The sequence below is a fragment of the Vreelandella alkaliphila genome (assembly GCF_016107625.1).
Lineage (GTDB): Bacteria > Pseudomonadota > Gammaproteobacteria > Pseudomonadales > Halomonadaceae > Vreelandella > Vreelandella alkaliphila.
The window spans coordinates 14,696-33,023 of sequence record NZ_JABASV010000020.1 but is presented as its reverse complement, the minus strand read 5'-3'; the positions used below and the strand labels follow the sequence as shown (position 1 = coordinate 33,023).

Below are 18,328 nucleotides of genomic sequence, written 5' to 3'. Positions count from 1 at the left end.
TGTGCGTCCCCGGCAGCGGATGCGTACTTTACGGATTCGCTGCCGTCTTGGCAAGGGCTTTTGTAAAAAAACTTCAACATTCGTCTATTACCCCAATGCCAGCAGCAGCGTCCTCTCTATTTAAGCGCAGGAATCGCGTCAGGCACTAATGACTCGGTGCTGAGATCAGCAATCGTTCGCGCACCGGTGAGCGTCATCGCCACCTTCATCTCTTTTTCGAAAAGCTCAAGCAGGTTAGCAACTCCCGCCTCACCTGCTGCTGCAAGCGCATAGATAAAGGCGCGACCAATCAATGCTGTATCTGCGCCCATGGCAATCATCCTTACTACATCCAACCCATTACGCACACCAGAATCAGCCAGGATGGCCAGATCGCCCTTAACTGCATCGGCAATAGCAGGCAGGGCACGCGCGGTAGAAGGCACGCCATCCAACTGACGGCCACCGTGGTTTGAAACTACAATGCCATCAGCCCCGAAGCGGACTGCATCACGGGCATCTTCAGCATCCAGTATGCCCTTAATAACCATTGGGCCATCCCACTGCTCACGAATCCAATCCAGATCTTTCCAGGAAATAGAGGGATCAAAGTTATCGCCAAGCCAGGCAATATAATCTTCAAGCTCCGTCGGCTGACCACGATAATCAGACACATTGCCTAGATCATGCGGGCGACCATGCACACCGACATCCCAAGCCCAAAGAGGATGCAACGCAGCCTGAAGCATACGTTTCATAGGCCCGCTTTTGCCGCTCATGCCTGAATGAGCATCGCGATAACGCGCTCCAGGCACAGGCATATCAACGGTGAAGACTAATGTTTTAACCCCTGCCGCCTTAGCACGCTCAAGCACGTGCTTCATAAAGCCCCGATCCTTCAATACATAAAGCTGAAACCAGATGGGCCGCTCCACTGCCGCTGCCACTTCTGCAATTGGGCATACGGAGACCGTCGATAACGTAAACGGTATGCCTTTCTTGGTCGCTGCCCGTGCTGCCTGGACTTCACCACGCCTAGCGTACATGCCTGTTAGCCCCACCGGCGCCAAGGCAAGAGGCATTGCCATCTTTTCACCAAACAGCTCGGTTTCCAGCGATAGCGACGACATATCCTTCAACACCCGTTGCCGCAACGCGATACCCGCTAGATCTTCAACATTGTGCCGCAACGTATGCTCTGCGTATGACCCGCCATCAGCATAGTGAAACAGAAACGGTGGGATACGACGCTTGGCAGCTAGGCGGTAGTCCGTCGGTGATGAAATGATCATGGCAGGCCCTATGCAACAAATAGATGCACTATCGATAAGTACTATCTATAAACGGTCATCGAAGCGTCAGTGTTAAACGCCCTAGATAAAATTGGTTTTACCAATTTACAAAAAAATTAGCACCAACAGTAATGAGACGTCGCAGTCGTGTCAAACGCGCATCGCTCACCATGGCGTATTTTGGTCATATACTTTAGTTATAAACCAAACAAGCGGTGCTAATAGTCACCAATTTGCTAGCCTTTTACTGTTGAGACAAATCATTAAAGCCCCTACTATTGGTCTTACCAATTATGAGGACCTGCACTAATGACTTATCCACCGCTCCGCCAGCAGCGCTTGGCTGATGTGATTACCGAGCGCCTTGAGGCAATGATTCTTGAAGGTAGCCTCAAGCCTGGCCAGCGCCTGCCCCCAGAAAGAGAGCTTGCTGAACGTTTTGGCGTGTCGCGTCCCTCTCTACGTGAAGCCATTCAAAAACTTGCTGCACGAGGCCTGCTTACCAGCCGCCAAGGGGGTGGTACCTTCGTGAATGAAACGCTAAACAGCGGCTACACCGACCCTTTGTTGGAGATGCTTTCCCGGCACAACGAATTTCATTTGGATTTGCTTGAATTCCGCGATGCGATGGAAGGTATTTCAGCTTATTACGCCGCGCTACGTTCAACGCCAGCGGACAAAGCCGTATTAATCCAGCGCTTTGAAGAACTTGACGGTGGGTTTGTGGGCGCCAACCCCGCCCAAGAAGCAAAGTTGGATGCCGCCTTCCACCTCGCTATTGCAGAAGCCGCTCATAACGTACTGTTACTTCACACTATTCGAGGCATTTTCCATTTATTAGAGCAGAGCATCGTTGATAACCTCGCCCATCTTTTTGCAAAGCCCGACTCGCGCTCGCAGTTAATGAAGCAGCACCGCGCCCTGCTAGATGCGATTTTAGAAGGCCGTGCTGAAGATGCCCGCAGCCGAGCGCACGAGCACCTAGTGTACGTTGAGGAAGGTCTTCTCGAGATGGCCAGAGCGGAAACCCGCGCCCAGCGAGCACTGCGTCGTGCCCAAGGTACCAGTAGCACACCCGCATGAGTCGCTTACCTCGCCTTTCAGACCATCGCTGGCGACTACTCTGGCTGATCGCGATTCCGCTAGGGCTCATGCTATGCATGTGGCAAGCCGCTCAACTAGCCCGCGAGCAGGCGCTATCAAACTTACAAGACGATGCCGAAAACGAGCTGCGGCTTTCTGCCGCCAACTTAAACGGTTACCTGCTGCGCTATGATTATTTGCCACAAATGCTGGCGACCAGGGAAGGCGTACAACGTTTTTTAGACTCTCCAGACAGCCAAGACCCCATGCCGCTCAACTTGCTGCTTGACCGTTTTCGCTTTACCTCTGGGGTCTCTGATGTCTATTTGCTTAACCGTAACGCCGATACCATCGCTGCCAGCAACTGGCACCGCCCCAATACATTCATTGGTCAAAACTATGCGTTTCGCAGCTATTACACCGACGCCATTACCGGAGGGCAGGGGCGTTTCTTTGGTTTAGGCGTACAGTCGCTTGAGCGTGGTTACTACTTTTCTGCACCAGTGTGGCTTGATGACACCTCGCCCGATGCAAAACCCGACGGCGTTATCGTCGTCAAAGTGCTGCTCGACGATGTTGAAGAGGGCTGGGCGGAACAGGACGCTGAGCTGTTTGTCACCGACAGCGACAATATTATTTTCATGGCCAGCCACCCTGAGCTGCGCATGAATGCCCTCCATCCTCTCACCGACGACCAACTTGACACCCTACGGGCAACCCGACGCTATGCAATGGAGCCTTTAACGCCCTCCGGCATTGAGCTTGAAGCCCCTTACGGGTCCGATAGCTATCTCGTTAGCTTTGCTAGCGGCCCACTAAGCGGTGGGCACTATTTAAGCCTTACGCGCCCCATCCCAGAGTTTGGCTGGCAAATGCATATTTTAAAACCACTCACTCCCGTGGTGAACGCCCAGTGGATTGCGGCGCTGATGGCGGGAGGCTTATATGGCGTGATAGCCCTGGGCGGCGGCATTGGTTGGCAACGCATGCGTTTACGCCGAGAGCGCGAAGCATTTGCAGAGCGCGAACGACAAACCTTAGCCAGGGTACGCGATGAACTAGAGGTTAGCGTAGAACGAAGAACACGTGATTTAGTCGCCAGTAATCAGCGGCTTTCTGGTGAAATAGAAGAGCGGCGGCGAGCAGAAGCTAATCTACGCCAAACCCAAGATGAGCTGATCCAGGCAGCAAAGCTTGCGGTATTGGGTCAATTGGCTGCCGGTATTAATCACGAGTTAAATCAGCCATTAGCAGCTATTCGTGCCTACGCTGAAAATGGCCGGCGGTTTATTGAACTGGCGCGGGTAGATAAAGCGGACGCCAACCTAGCGCAAATTGTCGAGCTTACCCAGCGCATGGCCGATATTAGTGCTCAGTTGCGCCAGTTCTCTCGTAAGAGTAGCGAGCGCCAGGAAACAATCTCTGTGCAAGCCTGTATTGAGTACGCCCTGCGTTTATTTCACAGCCGCTTACGAGATGATGGCATCGAGGTAGTCCAACAATGGCCCGAGGAAACGCTTTGGGTTGAGGGTGATTTAGTCCGCCTGGAGCAAGTACTGGTGAATCTGATCAGTAACGCATTACAGGCCATGAAAGAGGTAGCATCACCCATGCTGACGCTAAGTGTCGAAATCGCACAACAGCAAGTGATGATCAGCGTTGCCGATAATGGCCCAGGTGTTGCGGAAAACCACTTGGGCCAAATTTTCGAACCCTTCTTCACCACCAAAGCACCCGGTAGCGGATTAGGGCTAGGACTTTCGATTTCCTCACGTATTATGGAGGATCTGGGCGGCAAGCTGCAGGTAGCAAATCAGCCCACTAGCGGGGCGCGCTTCATCATTACGCTACCCTGTTCAGCAACACCTAACGTACTGCCGCCATACTCAGTCAAGGAGAGTAACAACCATGCATGAGCCGTCGACGCTGCCGGTCATGGTGATCGACGACGAACCACACCTGCGTATCACCGCCAGCCAAACACTCGAACTCGCTGGCTACACGCCTCACTGTTTTGAGTCTGCAGAACAAGCGCTTGAGGCACTACCAGCAAACTTTCCCGGCGTAATCGTGAGTGATATTCGCATGCCTGGAATGGACGGTATGGCGCTATTACATGAATTACACAGCCGCGATGCCACACTGCCGATTATCTTAATCACTGGCCACGGTGACATCTCAACCGCGGTGGAGGCGATGCGTGCAGGTGCCTGGGACTTTCTGGAAAAGCCTTTTGCTGGGGATCAGCTACTTGATGTCGTGAGGCGAGGAATCGAAAAGCGCCAGCTGAGCCTGGAAAATTTACGCTTAAAAGCCGAGCTTGAGGTTCAGCAGGCAGCTCTTGGGCCACGCCTTGTGGGCCGCACACCCGTGATTTCTCGTCTGGCGGCAATGATTCAGCGCATCAGCCAAGTAGAGGCTGATGTGCTGCTATTTGGCGAAACCGGCACCGGAAAAGACCTTGTCGCCCGCGCCATTCATGAACGTAGCGCCCGGCGCAATAGCCCGTTTATGGCGATCAACTGCGGCGCAGTACCAGAAAACACCATAGAGTCAGAACTGTTTGGCCATGAGAAAGGCGCCTTTACCGGCGCTGTAGAACGGCGAATTGGTAAGTTTGAGCATGCCAATGGTGGCACCGTGTTCCTGGATGAGATCGAATCAATGCCATTGGCACTTCAGGTGAAGCTGTTGCGCGTATTGCAAGAGCGTAGCGTCGAGCGCCTAGGGGCCAACGAGACGGTGCCACTCAATATACGAGTGATTGCGGCCACCAAAGTGGATCTCAAAGTCGCTGCCGAAGAGGGGAGCTTTCGCGAAGACCTCTACTATCGACTCAACGTGGTTACCCTGCCACTGCCCGCGCTACGCGAACGGCGTGAGGACATTCCGTTGCTGTTCCAGCATTTCGCCGTGGTCGCTGCCAACCGCAGTGGCTTAGAAGCCCCTACCCTGGATAGCCATTCGATAGCCGCCCTGCTGGCCCACGACTGGCCTGGTAATGTTCGCGAGCTGCGTAACCTTGCAGAGCGTTATGTGTTACTGGGAGCAGCCTTTGACTACCGCCTGGATGCGCTACTGGAAGGGGCCAACGCCGACACCGAAGAGCCAACGTTGCCGCGCCAAGTAGAGCTATTTGAAAAGAGCCTGATTAGCCAATCCCTGTCCCGACATCATGGGCGCGTAACCGACGTATGCCGTCATCTGGGAATACCCCGCAAAACCTTCTACGACAAACTCAAAAAACACAGTTTAAGCGCTGACGATTATCGCCATAGCAGCGACCCTTGATGAAACAACTCAATCAACACGTCCCACGGCGGCACCCAAGGCACCAAGGTAAATAGCGCAATCAGCATAAAGACGTTCGAGAGTGGGCGACGACCATCGCCCAGCTTTAGCGCGGTTCCAAAAGAGCGTTTTAACCGCGCACCTTCTAGGTCCACGCTGAAAAGCTCGTCCAGGCTCAAGTGAATGATAAATCCTAGCAGTACCGCTGCACTATGGCACCAGGCCAGCCAAGCTGGCTGTGCCAGCAAGTGAAAACTAAACGCGGCAGTCATCAGTGCGCACAGCACAGCCGCCATCAATGAGTGCCAAATACCTCGATGAACCGTTAGCCGTGAGAACACCACCGCCGCAAAATAACGCACGCTAACGTAAATGCCACCACACGCCACTAGCAACAAACCTGGTGTTAACCAGGGCTGCAACAACAACACACCAAGCACCAGCGAAGGAACCGATAAAAGATTAAAAATCAGACGGATAGAGCGGGAACGGTCTGCATCAATGTCAGGCAAAATACCGCCAAAGGCTACCAGGGCAATAATTAATAGCGCCTGAGTCGCTGGCCACCACTCAGCCTGCCAGCCGACATAAGCCATTAGCACGCCGCCTGCTGCTGCTACCGTAATGTGCGTGCGAAAATTCGCCATAGCGCGGCATCCTGGAAAACTGGATAAATTACCAGACTTTTGGCTGCCGCAACATGACTATTTAAGAAAAAAGAGTGTTAGGCCAACTGCTTAGCACCTGTATTAGAAAATTTACTGAGCGAGGAACTGATCTTTTAACTTAACGTAGTTACCTGCCGTGTAAGGAAAGAAAGCGCGCTCTTTATCTTTAAGTGGACGCAATGCTTTCGCCGGGTTTCCAGCGTATACATGGCCACTTTCCAAACGTTTGCCTGGCGTGACTACCGCGCCAGCAGCAATAATTACCTCATCCTCGACAATCGCCCCATCCATCACAATCGCCCCCATACCCACCAAAATGCGACTACCCAGCGTACAGCCATGCAAAATCGCTTTATGGCCAATGGTGACATCATCACCAATCGTCAGTGGAAAGCCGTCAGGATTGAAATCGCTGGCATGGGTAATATGCAGCACGCTGCCATCCTGCACGCTAGTGCGAGCGCCAATGCGAATCCGATGCATATCACCCCGAATCACCGTCATCGGCCACACCGAACAGTCATCGCCCAGCTCCACATCACCAATCACCACGCTAGCAGGGTCGATATAAACCCGCTCGCCAAGGCGAGGCGAAATACCTTGAAAGGGTCGTAGGGCATTGCTCATTGCACACTCCTGCTTAAACGCTATTGGATTCAAATATTCAAGGACTATAGCAACCCGCCTAGCAATACAATAAACGTCAGCGGAATCGACACCCAGCGTACAATATTACGCCAGAGTACATAGCCACTCTCCCCAACACCCAATGCTTGTACAACCTGCATACGGGGCATTACCCAGGCCGCAAAGATAGCAATTAACAGCCCGCCCAAAGGCAGGAAAATATCAGGCGGAATACTACTGACTAGCTCAAACACATTGCGTCCGAACAACGGCCTGAAGTCGGCGAGAGTAGAAAACGAAAACGCCGAAAGCAGCCCCAACAGCCATACACTCAGCGCTACGACGGCCGTTGACACACTGCGCCGCCATCCAAGCCCTTGCAACGTCGCCACCATGGGTTCAGCGAGGTTAATCGCTGAGGTCCAGGTAGCCAATAAGAGCAACAGAAAGAACACACTTAACCAAAACGCTCCCCAAGGCAGCTCAGAAAAAGCAATAGGCAGCGTCACAAACATCAACCCTGGGCCGTCAGCGGGGTCCATACCTTGGGCAAATACCACCGAAAAGATCGCAATCCCTGCTAACAAGGCAACGCTGATGTCGAGCATTGCAACTGCAAACGCAGCTTTCGGTAGGCTCTGCTCATCAGGCATATAAGCCCCGTAAGCCATTAGCGCGCAGGCCCCTACTGCCAGGGTAAAAAACGCATGCCCCATGGCGTGCAACACCACTGAGGCCGTTACATCGCCAAACGACGGTAAAAACAGCCATGAAAGGGCTGTACCAAATCCGTCAGTGGTTGTGGCATAACCAGCCAGTAGCAACAATAAACCGTACAGCAGCGGCATTAATAGGTTGTTCAACCTCTCTAGGCCTTTGGCAACGCCCGCTGCCACCACCGTCATGGTCATAAATAGGAACAACGAGTGGTTAAAAATCAACAGGCCTGGGTTTGCCAGAAATGCATCGAAACCCGCACCTATTTCTGCTGCGCTTGCACCATCGAAATTGCCGTTAATTGAAGCGACTAAAAACTCAATCGACCAACCTGACACCACCGAGTAAAACGATAAAATACAGAAGACGGTGAATGCACCAAATAACCCTAACCAGCGCCAGTGTCGAGAAGCACCTGCTTCAACGGCCAGCTTACTTAGCGCTTGCATTGGCCCACGACGCCCTGCCCGACCAATTAAAATCTCGGCCATCATTACGGGGATACCTAACAGCAGTACAAACGCCACATAGATCAATAAAAATGCCGCACCACCGTTCTCGCCTGCAACGTACGGGAAACGCCAAATATTACCCAGCCCAACTGCAGCTCCCGTTACCGCTAAGATAAAGGCCCGCTTTGACCCCCAGCGCTCCAGCGTTTCACTCATCACTTGCTCCTGCCATTGGTGGCACTAGTTGGCAACACTAAAAGGCGGCAAGCCTAGCAGGCGCTTACGCCCAGGCCAAACCCTGGTTCAAGCCACCGTATTCAGCCCAAACATTGAAACACGGCCTCACCGCCCGCACTGTGTCATTATTATTGCGTTTTTATGCGCCCCTAACGTATTAAAAACGTTGCGAGTTAAAAAATTAATGCCTACGAGGTGCCTATGTCCCGCAATCCGTTGCTAGAGCCGCACGAGCTTCCCCCTTTCGCTGACATTCGCGCCGAACACGTCGTGCCTGCGGTAGAAACGCTGCTGAATGAAAGCCGAGAAGTCATCGACCGACTCGCTCAACAGGCCGCTACAGCGCCACCACGTTGGGATAACTTTGCTGCGCCGCTAGAGGCTGTTAATGACCGGCTTACCCAAGCGTGGTCGCCCATCTCTCATCTCAACGGCACGATGAACACAGCCGAGCTGCGGGAAGCTTATCAAGCATGTTTGGAAAAACTCTCAGCATTTAGCACCTGGATGGGACAACACGAAGGTCTCTTTAATGGCTGGCAAGCGCTTAAGCAGGGTGATGAATGGGCAACGCTAACGCCTGCTCAGCAGCGCACAGTAGAAAACGCTTTACGTGATTTCCGCTTAGCTGGGGTTGATTTACCTGCTGACAAAAAGGCTCGCTACGGCGAGATTCAAGCGCGTCTCTCCAGCCTATCCAATCAGTTTTCAAACAACGTGCTCGATGCTACCCAAGCTTGGCATAAGGATATTGGTCATCTTGATGAACTCACCGGCGTGCCGGAAAGCGCGCTTGATACGCTAAAAGCAACCGCCCAGGCAAAAGGCGTCGATGGGTACCGCATCACCCTCGATTTCCCGAGCTTTTTCCCCATTATCAGTTATGCCGACAACCGAGAGTTGCGGCGAGAGGTATACACCGCGTTTGTCACGCGTGCTTCCGATCAAGGCCCAGACACAGGTAAGTTCGATAACGCTCCCGTTCTTGAAGAGATTTTGGCGCTCCGCCAAGAGCTCGCCCACCTGCTTGGCTTTAATACCTACGCCGATTACTCGCTCACCACTAAGATGGCCGACTCTCCCGAACAGGTGCTTGAGTTTTTGAATGACCTAGCTCGCCGCGCCGTTCCCCAGGCCAAGGAAGAAGTCGCGGAGCTCAGCGACTATGCCCGTGAGGAACTAGGGCTTGAAACGCTTGAGCCGTGGGATGTGTCCTATGCCAGCGAAAAGCTGCGCGAGGCACGTCACTCCATCTCACAAGAGCAGCTTCGTCCTTACTTCCCTGCGCCACAGGTGGTAGATGGGCTGTTCCAGGTAGTAGAACGTCTTTACGGTGTTCGCGTGGAAGCAGCGCCTGATGCGCCTAGCTATCACAACGATGTTCAATATTTCCGCATTACCGAACAAGGTAAGCCGATCGCCGGTTTCTATTTGGATTTGTACGCTCGCGAAAACAAGCGTGGCGGAGCGTGGATGGCCGATTGCCGAGTACGTCGTCAAACTGAAAATGGCCTACAACTGCCAGTGGCGTTTCTGACCTGCAACTTCACCGCCCCAGTGGGCGATAAACCCGCTCTGCTAACCCATGATGAAGTCACCACGCTATTTCATGAGTTCGGCCACGGCTTGCATCACATGCTGACCAAACAGGACATCGCCGATATCTCTGGCATTAACGGTGTTGCTTGGGATGCGGTTGAACTGCCCAGCCAATTCATGGAGAACTACTGCTGGGAACGCGAAGGGTTAGACTTGATTGCCAAGCACGTCGATACTGGCGAGCCTCTGCCCGCTGACCTGCTAGCGCGTTTACAGGCTGCCAAGAACTTTCAGTCAGCAATGGGGATGGTGCGCCAAATAGAGTTTTCATTATTCGACTTGCGCCTGCACCATGAGTTGGAAGCGCCTAGCGCCAGCGACGTTCAAACGCTATTGAACGACGTACGCAGCCACACATCTGTCGTACCGACGGTTGACTTTAACCGCTTCCAGAATAGCTTTAGCCATATTTTTGCGGGCGGCTATGCGGCGGGCTATTACAGCTACAAATGGGCGGAAGTGCTCTCTGCCGATGCTTGGAGCGCGTTCGAAGAAGCTGGGATTTTTGACCCTAACACTGGCCAACGCTTCCGCCAGGAAATTTTGGAACCAGGCGGTGCGAGGGATGCCGCCGAGCTATTTCGTGCTTTCCGAGGCCGCGAACCAAGCGTAGAGCCATTATTACGCCATAGCGGTATTCGCGCAGCCTGAGGTTTATTTTCACTATCACCGGGTGCGGTACCTGTCTTGTTAGCGCACCCTTGGAGCCTGTTATGTCGAGTGTGAAACGCTTTATTGCTGGGGTAACCTGCCCACGCTGCGCGGCCATGGACCGGATTCGTGCCTGGGAGCAAAACAACATTCGCTACCGGGAATGCGTTAACTGCGATTTTTTCGAGCAGTTGCCGATTGAAGATGAGACAGCACCAGAGCTGACTACCCGCGTTAACCAAGTACGCGAAGAGCAAAAAACGCAGGATGTACAGCCAGTACGCATTCTCGACCCCAGTAAACCTAAACGTTAACCGCCTATTCCCAGCATTTATGCTACCGCTTTCAATTTAAGCCTCCACCGCGCTGGAGGCTACCTCACTCTTCACTTCCAAAAGTGTGCGGAAAACCACACACTAACCAGCCTTTGGTGTGCGAAACCCCAGACACTCAACGCTTTTTTAGTTTCAACCAAAGTTGAATAAGAAAACTTTAAGTAGCTGATTTTAATAATCACCCCGCCTATTGGCATGACTATCGCTGTATACAAATTGCTTAACGTTCAAGCCACTGGCTGTGCCAGCACGCCAGACGATAATCCCAATAACAGCTTAGGAAATCTCGCCATGCGCAATATGATGCCTAAAACCGTCGCCTTTCTTGCCAGTAGTGCCCTTCTAGCAGCAGGCACTGCCCAAGCAGACCGCTCAGAATGGCCCGATAACTTCACTGTCGGTACCGCAAGTCAGGGCGGCACCTACTTCGTTTATGGCTCAGGCTGGGCTAACTTTATTGCTGATGAGCTGGATGTTTCAGGTGGCGGTGAAGTCACCGGCGGCCCGACTCAAAATCTAGCGCTCGTACATAGCGGCGATATGGCCTTTGGTCTGACGACGATGGGCCCAGCGTCAGACGCTGTTAACGGTGAAAGTCCACTAGCGCCTGGCTTGGCAATGGACAATGTATGCGCGCTGTTCCCGATGTATGAAACACCCTTCTCTATTGCCGCTCTTTCAAGCTCAGGCATTGAATCCATCTCAGACATTCCTGATGGCGCGCGCATTGGCTTCGGCCCAGCAGCTTCTACATCAGACACTTACTTCCCCGCTATCCTCGAAACGCTGGGCGTTGAGTTTGATCGTCGTAATGGCGGCTGGTCTGACTTAGGTGGTCAGCTGCAGGATGGCCTGCTGGATGTGATCGCGTTTGCAGCGGGTATTCCGATTCCGGCCGTTAGCCAACTCGAAGTACAGACCGATGTGAACATCATTGAGTTTACCGAAGAAGAGATGGCCACCGTCCTGGACGCCTTCCCGGTTGCTGAATTCACTATCCCAGCAAGCACTTACACCACACTGGAAGAAGACGCACGCGCTGTGTCTATGTGGAACTTCGCCATTGCGGGCTGTGATCTGCCGGAAGACTTTATCTATGAAGTCACCAAAGCCACGATGGAAAACAATGACCGTATGCGCTCAGTGCACCGCAGCGCTGAAACCACCATTCCAGAAAACATCGTCCACAACAATGTGCTGCCCTTCCATCCGGGCGCCGCACGCTGGTACGAAGAGAATGGCTACGACATCGATGATGACATGATCAACTAAGCCAAGCCCCTCTTCACGCTGCCCTGTTTTCCGCTGGCCGGGCGGGGCAGCGTTCGCTACCGCCTCTTTTTTGCTTTTGCTGTGAGGGTGACCTCTGATGAGTCACAATACCGATCAAGACCCCAACGGCCTCAAGGATGACGCCCAAACTGCTTCATCGATACCCGAGTCAATTGCCGAGGGTGTCGATGAAGAGGTTGTCGAGTCCAACCGCCGTGTGTTTGTTGGCTGGCAGTTCTTTTTGTTTGCCGCACTGGCCATTGGCTATTCAAGCTTCCACCTGTTTTCGCTCAATGTGTATCCGATGGAAACCTGGTCGTTTCGCATTGTACACATTGCCGGTGCGCTAATTTTAGGGTACGGGCTGTTTGCCGGTGCTCGCTTTGCAGAAGATGATCAGCAAGCCTCCCCTGCATGGCTCAAATGGGCCAGCTATGCGCTCCTAGCGCCTGCGATCTATGCACTTGTACAGGTCGTTCTGATGCAGCAAACACTCAATGGCGGTGCCATGCGCATCGATCCCAGTATTGAGACACTGCATTACGGCTACCCACTGATAGCCACCACAGCTGCAGCTATTGCTCTCTCGTGGTTCTATCGTCAGGCACGTCACCGCTTTAATCCCGCCGATCTCGTTCTGATGGTGTGCGCCATCGCCAGCGCTGCTTACTTGCTAATGGCCTTTAATACCAATATGCGCATGTCGACAGGCACCTCGTTTGCTCCTCCCGGCATTTCTTGGGCGGCCATTGCGGGCTCACTGCTGATTCTTGAGCTTACTCGTCGCGTGGCTGGTTTAGCACTGGTGGTTATTTCAGCGGTTTTCTTGGTCTATGTCTTTGCTGGCCAGCATCTACCAGGCTTCCTAGGCTACCCAGGCTTGTCCGTGCAGCGCTTCTTCAGTCAGGTCTATACCGATGCGGGCATCCTTGGCCCAACGACCGCGGTGTCATCGACTTATATCATTTTGTTTATTATTTTCGCGGCGTTTTTACAGGCCTCCAAAGTAGGCGATTACTTCGTCAACTTTGCGTTTGCAGCCGCTGGCCGTGCCCGTGGCGGCCCGGCGAAAGTATCTATTTTTGCTTCCGGCTTAATGGGCATGATCAACGGCACATCAGCAGGTAATGTGGTATCAACTGGCTCGCTTACCATCCCATTGATGAAAAAAGTCGGCTATCCGGCGCGCAGTGCTGGTGCCATTGAAGCAGCGGCGTCTACTGGTGGTCAGATCATGCCGCCCATCATGGGGGCGGGCGCCTTTATCATGGCGGAAGTCACCGGCATTCCTTATACAGAAATTGCGATTGCGGCGGTCATTCCAGCCATTCTTTACTTCGCATCTATCTACTTTATGGTGGATTTTGAAGCAGCGCGTAAAGGCATGCGTGGCATGCGTAAAGATGAAATCCCGCTATTCTCCAAGCTGGCTAAACAAGTCTATCTATTCGCGCCAATTATTATTCTTATTGTCGCTCTCTTTATGGGCTACTCCGTCATTCGTGCTGGCACGCTAGCCACCGCGTCAGCGGCAGTTGTTAGTTGGATCTCACCCAATAAAATGGGTATTCGGGCTATTTTGAGAGCCCTCCAACTAGCGGGCATAATGTCGATTCAGATCATCGCGGTGTGTGCTTGCGCGGGCCTTATTGTTGGCGTTATATCACTGACGGGCGTCGGCGCGCGCTTCTCTTCACTGCTGTTAGGCCTTGCCGGGGTTAGCCAGCTATTGGCATTAGTTTTTGCCATGCTGATCAGTATCCTGCTCGGCATGGGCATGCCTACGACGGCAGCCTACGCGGTAGCAGCATCGGTGGTGGCACCCGGCCTGATCAATATTGGTATCGAGCCGCTCGTAGCACACTTCTTTGTGTTCTACTTCGCGGTCGTGTCGGCCATTACGCCGCCAGTGGCGTTAGCATCTTACGCCGCCGCCGGTATTTCTGGGGATAACCCCATGGGCACATCGGTCGCTTCGTTTAAAATTGGTCTTGCTGCATTTATCGTGCCGTTTATGTTCTTCTACAGCCCAGCCATGCTGATGGAAGGCTCCGCGATGCAAATACTTCGTGTCGGGGTGACCGCCACACTGGGGATCATCTTGCTTTCAGGCATGGTGCAAGCATGGTTCTTTGGGCCGGTAAACACCTTACAGCGTGTGGTTATGCTGGTCGGTGCGCTGTTTATGATTTACGGCGGCATTTACAGCGATATTGCAGGCCTGGCCATTGGCGCAGCGCTGTTCATTATGCAGCGTAAGCAGCATGGCAATAAGGCCACACCCAGCACCACTTAACGGCACAATCGGCTATTCACTTAACCACTAGCCGTTAACCGCCCAACGAAAACGCCCGCTCGAGAGCTATCGAGCGGGCGTTCTTCTTGATCGCTAGGCTAGATTCTTTAAGAGCGCACTAGCCTCTCAGGTTATCAACAATTTTCAGTACGGGTGCTGCCTGATTAAGCGTGTAGAAGTGTAGACCAGGTGCACCGCCATCGAGTAAGCGCTCACACAAACGGCTAACAACATCGGTGCCAAAAGCGGCAATAGCGTCACTATCATCACCATAAGCTTCCAACTGCTTGCGAATCCAACGGGGAATTTCTGCGCCACAGGCATCTGAAAAACGCGCCAATTTGGTGTAGTTAGTAATCGGCATAATGCCAGGAATAATCGGCTGCTCGACACCTAATGCCCGAGCTTTTTCAACAAAATGGAAGTAGGCATCCGCGGTAAAAAAGTACTGGGTGATGGCCATGTTGGCGCCAGCCTTCATTTTACGGGCAAAGTTTTCCACATCCTTATCGAGATTGGGTGCCTGTGGATGAGATTCAGGATAGGCGGCCACCGCAATATCAAAATGGTCACCGGTTTCCGCTCGGATAAACTCGACCAGTTCATTGGCGTAGCGCAACTCACCAATGCTTCCCATGCCCGATGGCATGTCGCCACGTAGCGCCACTAAGCTGTCGACACCCTCTTCACGATACTGCGCTAGCAGGTCGCGCAATTGCGCTTTTTCACTGCCAATGCAGGAAAGGTGTGGCGCGGTCGTAATGCCGCTCTGGCTAACGGTGCGCACAATATCGCGTGTGCGCGCTTGAGTGGAACCACCGGCACCATAAGTGACCGAGAAAAAGCGCGGATGTCGAGCGGCCAGTTCATCGCGCACGTGCATTAACTTCTCTCTTCCCGCATCGGTATTGGGCGGAAAGAATTCAAAGCTAATACCTAACGGGTGCTCTTGACTGCTCATGGGACTTCCTCGCAAAGCGTTAACATCGTGATAATTTAGGTTATTCTCCTCTTTCCGCCGCGCTGGAGCTAATGAAAGATTCCACAGTCGGCCTTTAATTCGGCTCATGTTAGCTATTTACACAACTACTGAGTTACATAGAGCTATTTAACCAACAGCGTCATCATCTAACGACTAGGATGCAGAAATGGATTTAGCGCCAAGTGCCCTAATGGGGCCACTGTTGATGTTATTGGGGTTTGTAGGCTTGGGATGGATTGCCGCACAGCGCTTAAAAATCGACCCGCGCCCCATTGCCACATTACTGGTTTATCTGATCGCACCACTGACCATTTTCCGTTCACTGATGAACGGCGGCCCTACGGCGGAGTATCTGCTATTAACACTAGCGCTATTCATCTTGGTAAGTACCATGGCGCTGGCCGTACGCTGGTTTACCCAGCACCGCTTTGGAGCACAGGAAGGGGCGCTGTTAGCGTTCTCTTCTGGCACTGGCAATACCGGTTACTTTGGCCTGCCCGTGGCGCTAATTTTACTGCCGCCAGAAGGTGTCACGCTTTATCTCTTCTGCATGTTAGGGATTAATCTATACGAGTTTACGGTGGGCTTTTACTTAAGTGCCCGCGGCCACTTTTCCATGCGCCAAAGTCTGATCAAAATTGCTCGACTGCCGCTGGTCTACGCGTTTTTGTCTGCGCTGCTGCTGAGTGCACTTAACGTGACACTTCCCAGCGCACTGATGAACTCGCTTGACGTTTTCCCCGCCACCTACACCCTGCTAGGTATGATGATTATTGGCATGACCCTTAGCCAGGTTACGATTGATGCTTGGGACTCCCGCTTTGTTGCCACCTGCGTGGGCTTACGTTACCTACTTTGGCCGCTGGTGATGCTAGTCGCCGTTTTATTACTTCAAGCCTTGGGCCCGCTTGCACCAGAACTCGGTATGGCGTTGTTACTGTTAGGCGTCGTACCCATGGCCTCTAATGTGGTGGTAGTCGCGATGGAGCTAGGGATTCAACCGCAAAAAGGAGCATTAGCGGTGCTTACCACCACGCTATTAGCGCCATTACTAATTCCTCTCTATCTCCACCTCATGCTGCAACTTACCGGGCTAGGCCTCTGATTGGGTTAAAAGCCTTCAACCCCCGCCAGCTTTAGCTGAGCGGCCATCCGCTGCACGTCTGGATGGCTGAAAAATGCCACCAGCGCGTCAGCACGCACGGGGCCAACGCCGGGTTCGGCTAGCCAATCTGAGTGTGTGTAACCTGCTAACGTATCCCAATCCCCTAGCTGGGCGCTGCCACCTGGTGGTATCCCTAACGCCGCTAACCACTGAACATAGGAGGCCGCCTGTGCGGCCTGGAACTGAGCGACAAGCGCTGCTGAACGAACGCTTCCCACGCCATGTGCCCGCTGAAGCTGTGCCGGCGTTGCTGCCAGCCAGCCTAGCAGTTCGGTCACAACACCTGCCTCCATAAGCGCTTTCCAGGTGCCCTCTCCCACGCCCTGCATGTTTAACTGATCGCTTAAGAAGCTAAGCCGCGCCAGCAACTGCGAGTCGCAGTCCGTGGTAAGCGTAAAGCAACTTAACAGGTGATAACGCTCTGGCGAGGGCACGCCAAGGGCCGCTCGCTCCTGAGTTTGCCAAACGACTTCCGTTGCCTGTGGAATAGTGAGACCCGCCAATGTGATCGCAATGTGATCGCCTGGGCGCACGTCCCATGCTTCCCAGCGCTCCAGGGATCCCAGCGACACACGACTAATACGCCGTCCTTCTAGCGTGACTGGGTAAAGCCACAACAGCGGCGTCACGCGCCCTGTTCGACCAACGCGAAACTCGACACCACGCACCTGAGCTAACGCCTGCTGAGCGGGGTACTTCCACGCAACGGCCCACTCCGGCGGCGATGATGACCAGCGTTGCCCTCCAGGGCGCTCGGACTGTTTCAGTACCACTCCATCGGTGGCGAACGGCAATGGGCCGTTAAACCACGTATCGCGCCAGTTGGCGGCGTCATGCTGGGCATTGATAGGGTGGGTGTAATCGGCGGTATCAAAGCCTAACGCGGTCAGTTGGCCAAGCCTTTCATTCATCTCTCTCGGCCCTTCTGGCCAATCCCAGATAAACAGCCCGATACGCTCACGGGTTTGCCGCGAAGGTGATGCCTGAGCCATGGCCCCGGCAACAGCACCTCGCGCGCCAGAGGCGGGACTCTGCGACTGAATATGGCCATTTAATATCCAGTAGAGTTCGCCCTGGAATACAGCGGATAGCGGCGTTGGCAGTGTGTTTGGCACGGTGGGAAGCTGCTGTACACGAGCCGTCCAGTTCTGCCCGCGTTCACCGTCACCGCGGCTAACCGCTTCGACCAACACGCCCTCTTCGTAGCGTAGCGTTATCGCAACACCATCGACCTTAGGCTGGATCCAAAGATCATCTCGGCGGCTCATAAAGCGTCCCACACCGTCATCATCGGCCTTATTCAAGCCCGTTTGCGCCACGGGATGATCTAGCGTGCCAGCGCTACGAGTGACTCTGGTTAGCGGCCGTTGCCGAGCCACTTCCCCCAGGCAGGCTTGCCAGTTTGCTAGCCGAGCGACCGCTTGATCGTAAAGCTCATCATCAATCAGTGACTCGCCCTGATCGTGATAGGCACTGTCCCATCGAGCAATATGCTCTGCCAGTGTTTGGCTCTCTTGCGCCAGCCGTTCACGGGGCCAGTCAGGGCACACGTTGGCCTGTGCGGATAAGGTGACACTCATCAACCAAGCAACCAGTAACCACTTCCAGCCTGCTGCACGCCACTTTCTCATGCTTCACCTCTCCCTCTTACCTCCCTTATCCATAAAGTAATCTTAGCGTAA

Annotated in this window: 14 protein-coding genes; 8 read left to right on the top strand and 6 right to left on the bottom strand. The window is 53.5% G+C overall.

Annotation, left to right across the window (positions count from 1 at the left end):
* Nucleotides 1-116 precede the first annotated feature (116 nt).
* Entirely contained in the window at nt 117-1,271 is a 1,155-nt protein-coding gene (gene lldD / locus JFC11_RS18350; RefSeq protein WP_095604682.1) for an FMN-dependent L-lactate dehydrogenase LldD, read from the bottom strand.
* 309 nt (nt 1,272-1,580) lie between these two features.
* Between lldD and JFC11_RS18345 the strand changes: the two genes are divergently transcribed.
* From JFC11_RS18345 to JFC11_RS18335, 3 genes are read left to right on the top strand one after another with little or no spacing between them, the layout of a single operon-like run.
* The gene (locus JFC11_RS18345; protein WP_009724995.1) at nt 1,581-2,354 is read left to right on the top strand and encodes a GntR family transcriptional regulator; all 774 of its coding nucleotides are present in this window, start codon (nt 1,581-1,583) and stop codon (nt 2,352-2,354) included.
* Nucleotides 2,351-4,270 carry a sensor histidine kinase gene (locus JFC11_RS18340; protein ID WP_198350214.1) on the top strand — a complete coding sequence of 640 codons (1,920 nt, stop codon included), beginning with the start codon at nt 2,351-2,353 and terminating at the stop codon, nt 4,268-4,270. Before JFC11_RS18345 ends, JFC11_RS18340 begins: the two co-directional genes overlap by 4 nt.
* Complete coding sequence (locus JFC11_RS18335) at nt 4,263-5,645, top strand: sigma-54-dependent transcriptional regulator (protein WP_038480102.1); 1,383 nt, start codon at nt 4,263-4,265, stop codon at nt 5,643-5,645. The genes JFC11_RS18340 and JFC11_RS18335 overlap by 8 nt, the downstream gene beginning before the upstream one ends.
* Here the strand turns inward: JFC11_RS18335 and JFC11_RS18330 are convergent.
* The 3 genes from JFC11_RS18330 to JFC11_RS18320 all read right to left on the bottom strand — a co-directional run bounded on the left by JFC11_RS18330 (nt 5,621) and on the right by JFC11_RS18320 (nt 8,325).
* Entirely contained in the window at nt 5,621-6,292 is a 672-nt protein-coding gene (locus JFC11_RS18330) for a metal-dependent hydrolase (RefSeq protein WP_038480099.1), read from the bottom strand. The genes JFC11_RS18335 and JFC11_RS18330 overlap by 25 nt on opposite strands.
* Nucleotides 6,293-6,403: 111 nt before the next feature.
* Entirely contained in the window at nt 6,404-6,940 is a 537-nt protein-coding gene (locus tag JFC11_RS18325) for a gamma carbonic anhydrase family protein (protein WP_038480096.1), read from the bottom strand.
* Nucleotides 6,941-6,984: 44 nt separating this feature from the next.
* Nucleotides 6,985-8,325, bottom strand: coding sequence for a sodium-dependent transporter (locus JFC11_RS18320; RefSeq protein ID WP_038480092.1), 1,341 nt, complete (start codon nt 8,323-8,325; stop codon nt 6,985-6,987).
* Between the two features lie 222 nt (nt 8,326-8,547).
* Here JFC11_RS18320 and prlC point away from each other — a divergent pair, with 222 nt between their 5' ends.
* The 4 genes from prlC to JFC11_RS18300 all read left to right on the top strand — a co-directional run bounded on the left by prlC (nt 8,548) and on the right by JFC11_RS18300 (nt 14,499).
* Complete coding sequence (prlC, locus tag JFC11_RS18315; protein WP_038480089.1) at nt 8,548-10,596, top strand: oligopeptidase A; 2,049 nt, start codon at nt 8,548-8,550, stop codon at nt 10,594-10,596.
* 62 nt (nt 10,597-10,658) lie between these two features.
* A complete protein-coding gene (locus JFC11_RS18310) occupies nt 10,659-10,910 on the top strand; it encodes a YheV family putative zinc ribbon protein (protein ID WP_038480086.1) in 252 nt (83 codons plus the stop codon).
* A gap of 312 nt (nt 10,911-11,222) precedes the next feature.
* Complete coding sequence (locus JFC11_RS18305; protein WP_038480083.1) at nt 11,223-12,203, top strand: TAXI family TRAP transporter solute-binding subunit; 981 nt, start codon at nt 11,223-11,225, stop codon at nt 12,201-12,203.
* A 97-nt stretch (nt 12,204-12,300) separates the two neighbouring features.
* The gene (locus tag JFC11_RS18300; protein ID WP_038480080.1) at nt 12,301-14,499 is read left to right on the top strand and encodes a TRAP transporter permease; all 2,199 of its coding nucleotides are present in this window, start codon (nt 12,301-12,303) and stop codon (nt 14,497-14,499) included.
* A 118-nt stretch (nt 14,500-14,617) separates the two neighbouring features.
* Here the strand turns inward: JFC11_RS18300 and metF are convergent, their stop codons facing one another.
* A complete protein-coding gene (metF, locus tag JFC11_RS18295; protein ID WP_038480077.1) occupies nt 14,618-15,460 on the bottom strand; it encodes a methylenetetrahydrofolate reductase [NAD(P)H] in 843 nt (280 codons plus the stop codon).
* Between the two features lie 187 nt (nt 15,461-15,647).
* Here metF and JFC11_RS18290 point away from each other — a divergent pair, with 187 nt between their 5' ends.
* Nucleotides 15,648-16,586 (top strand): AEC family transporter, encoded by a 939-nt coding sequence (locus tag JFC11_RS18290; RefSeq protein ID WP_198350213.1) that lies wholly within the window; start codon nt 15,648-15,650, stop codon nt 16,584-16,586.
* A gap of 5 nt (nt 16,587-16,591) precedes the next feature.
* Here JFC11_RS18290 and ligB read toward each other — a convergent pair whose 3' ends face one another.
* Nucleotides 16,592-18,277, bottom strand: coding sequence for an NAD-dependent DNA ligase LigB (gene ligB, locus JFC11_RS18285; RefSeq protein WP_198350212.1), 1,686 nt, complete (start codon nt 18,275-18,277; stop codon nt 16,592-16,594).
* Nucleotides 18,278-18,328 lie beyond the last annotated feature (51 nt).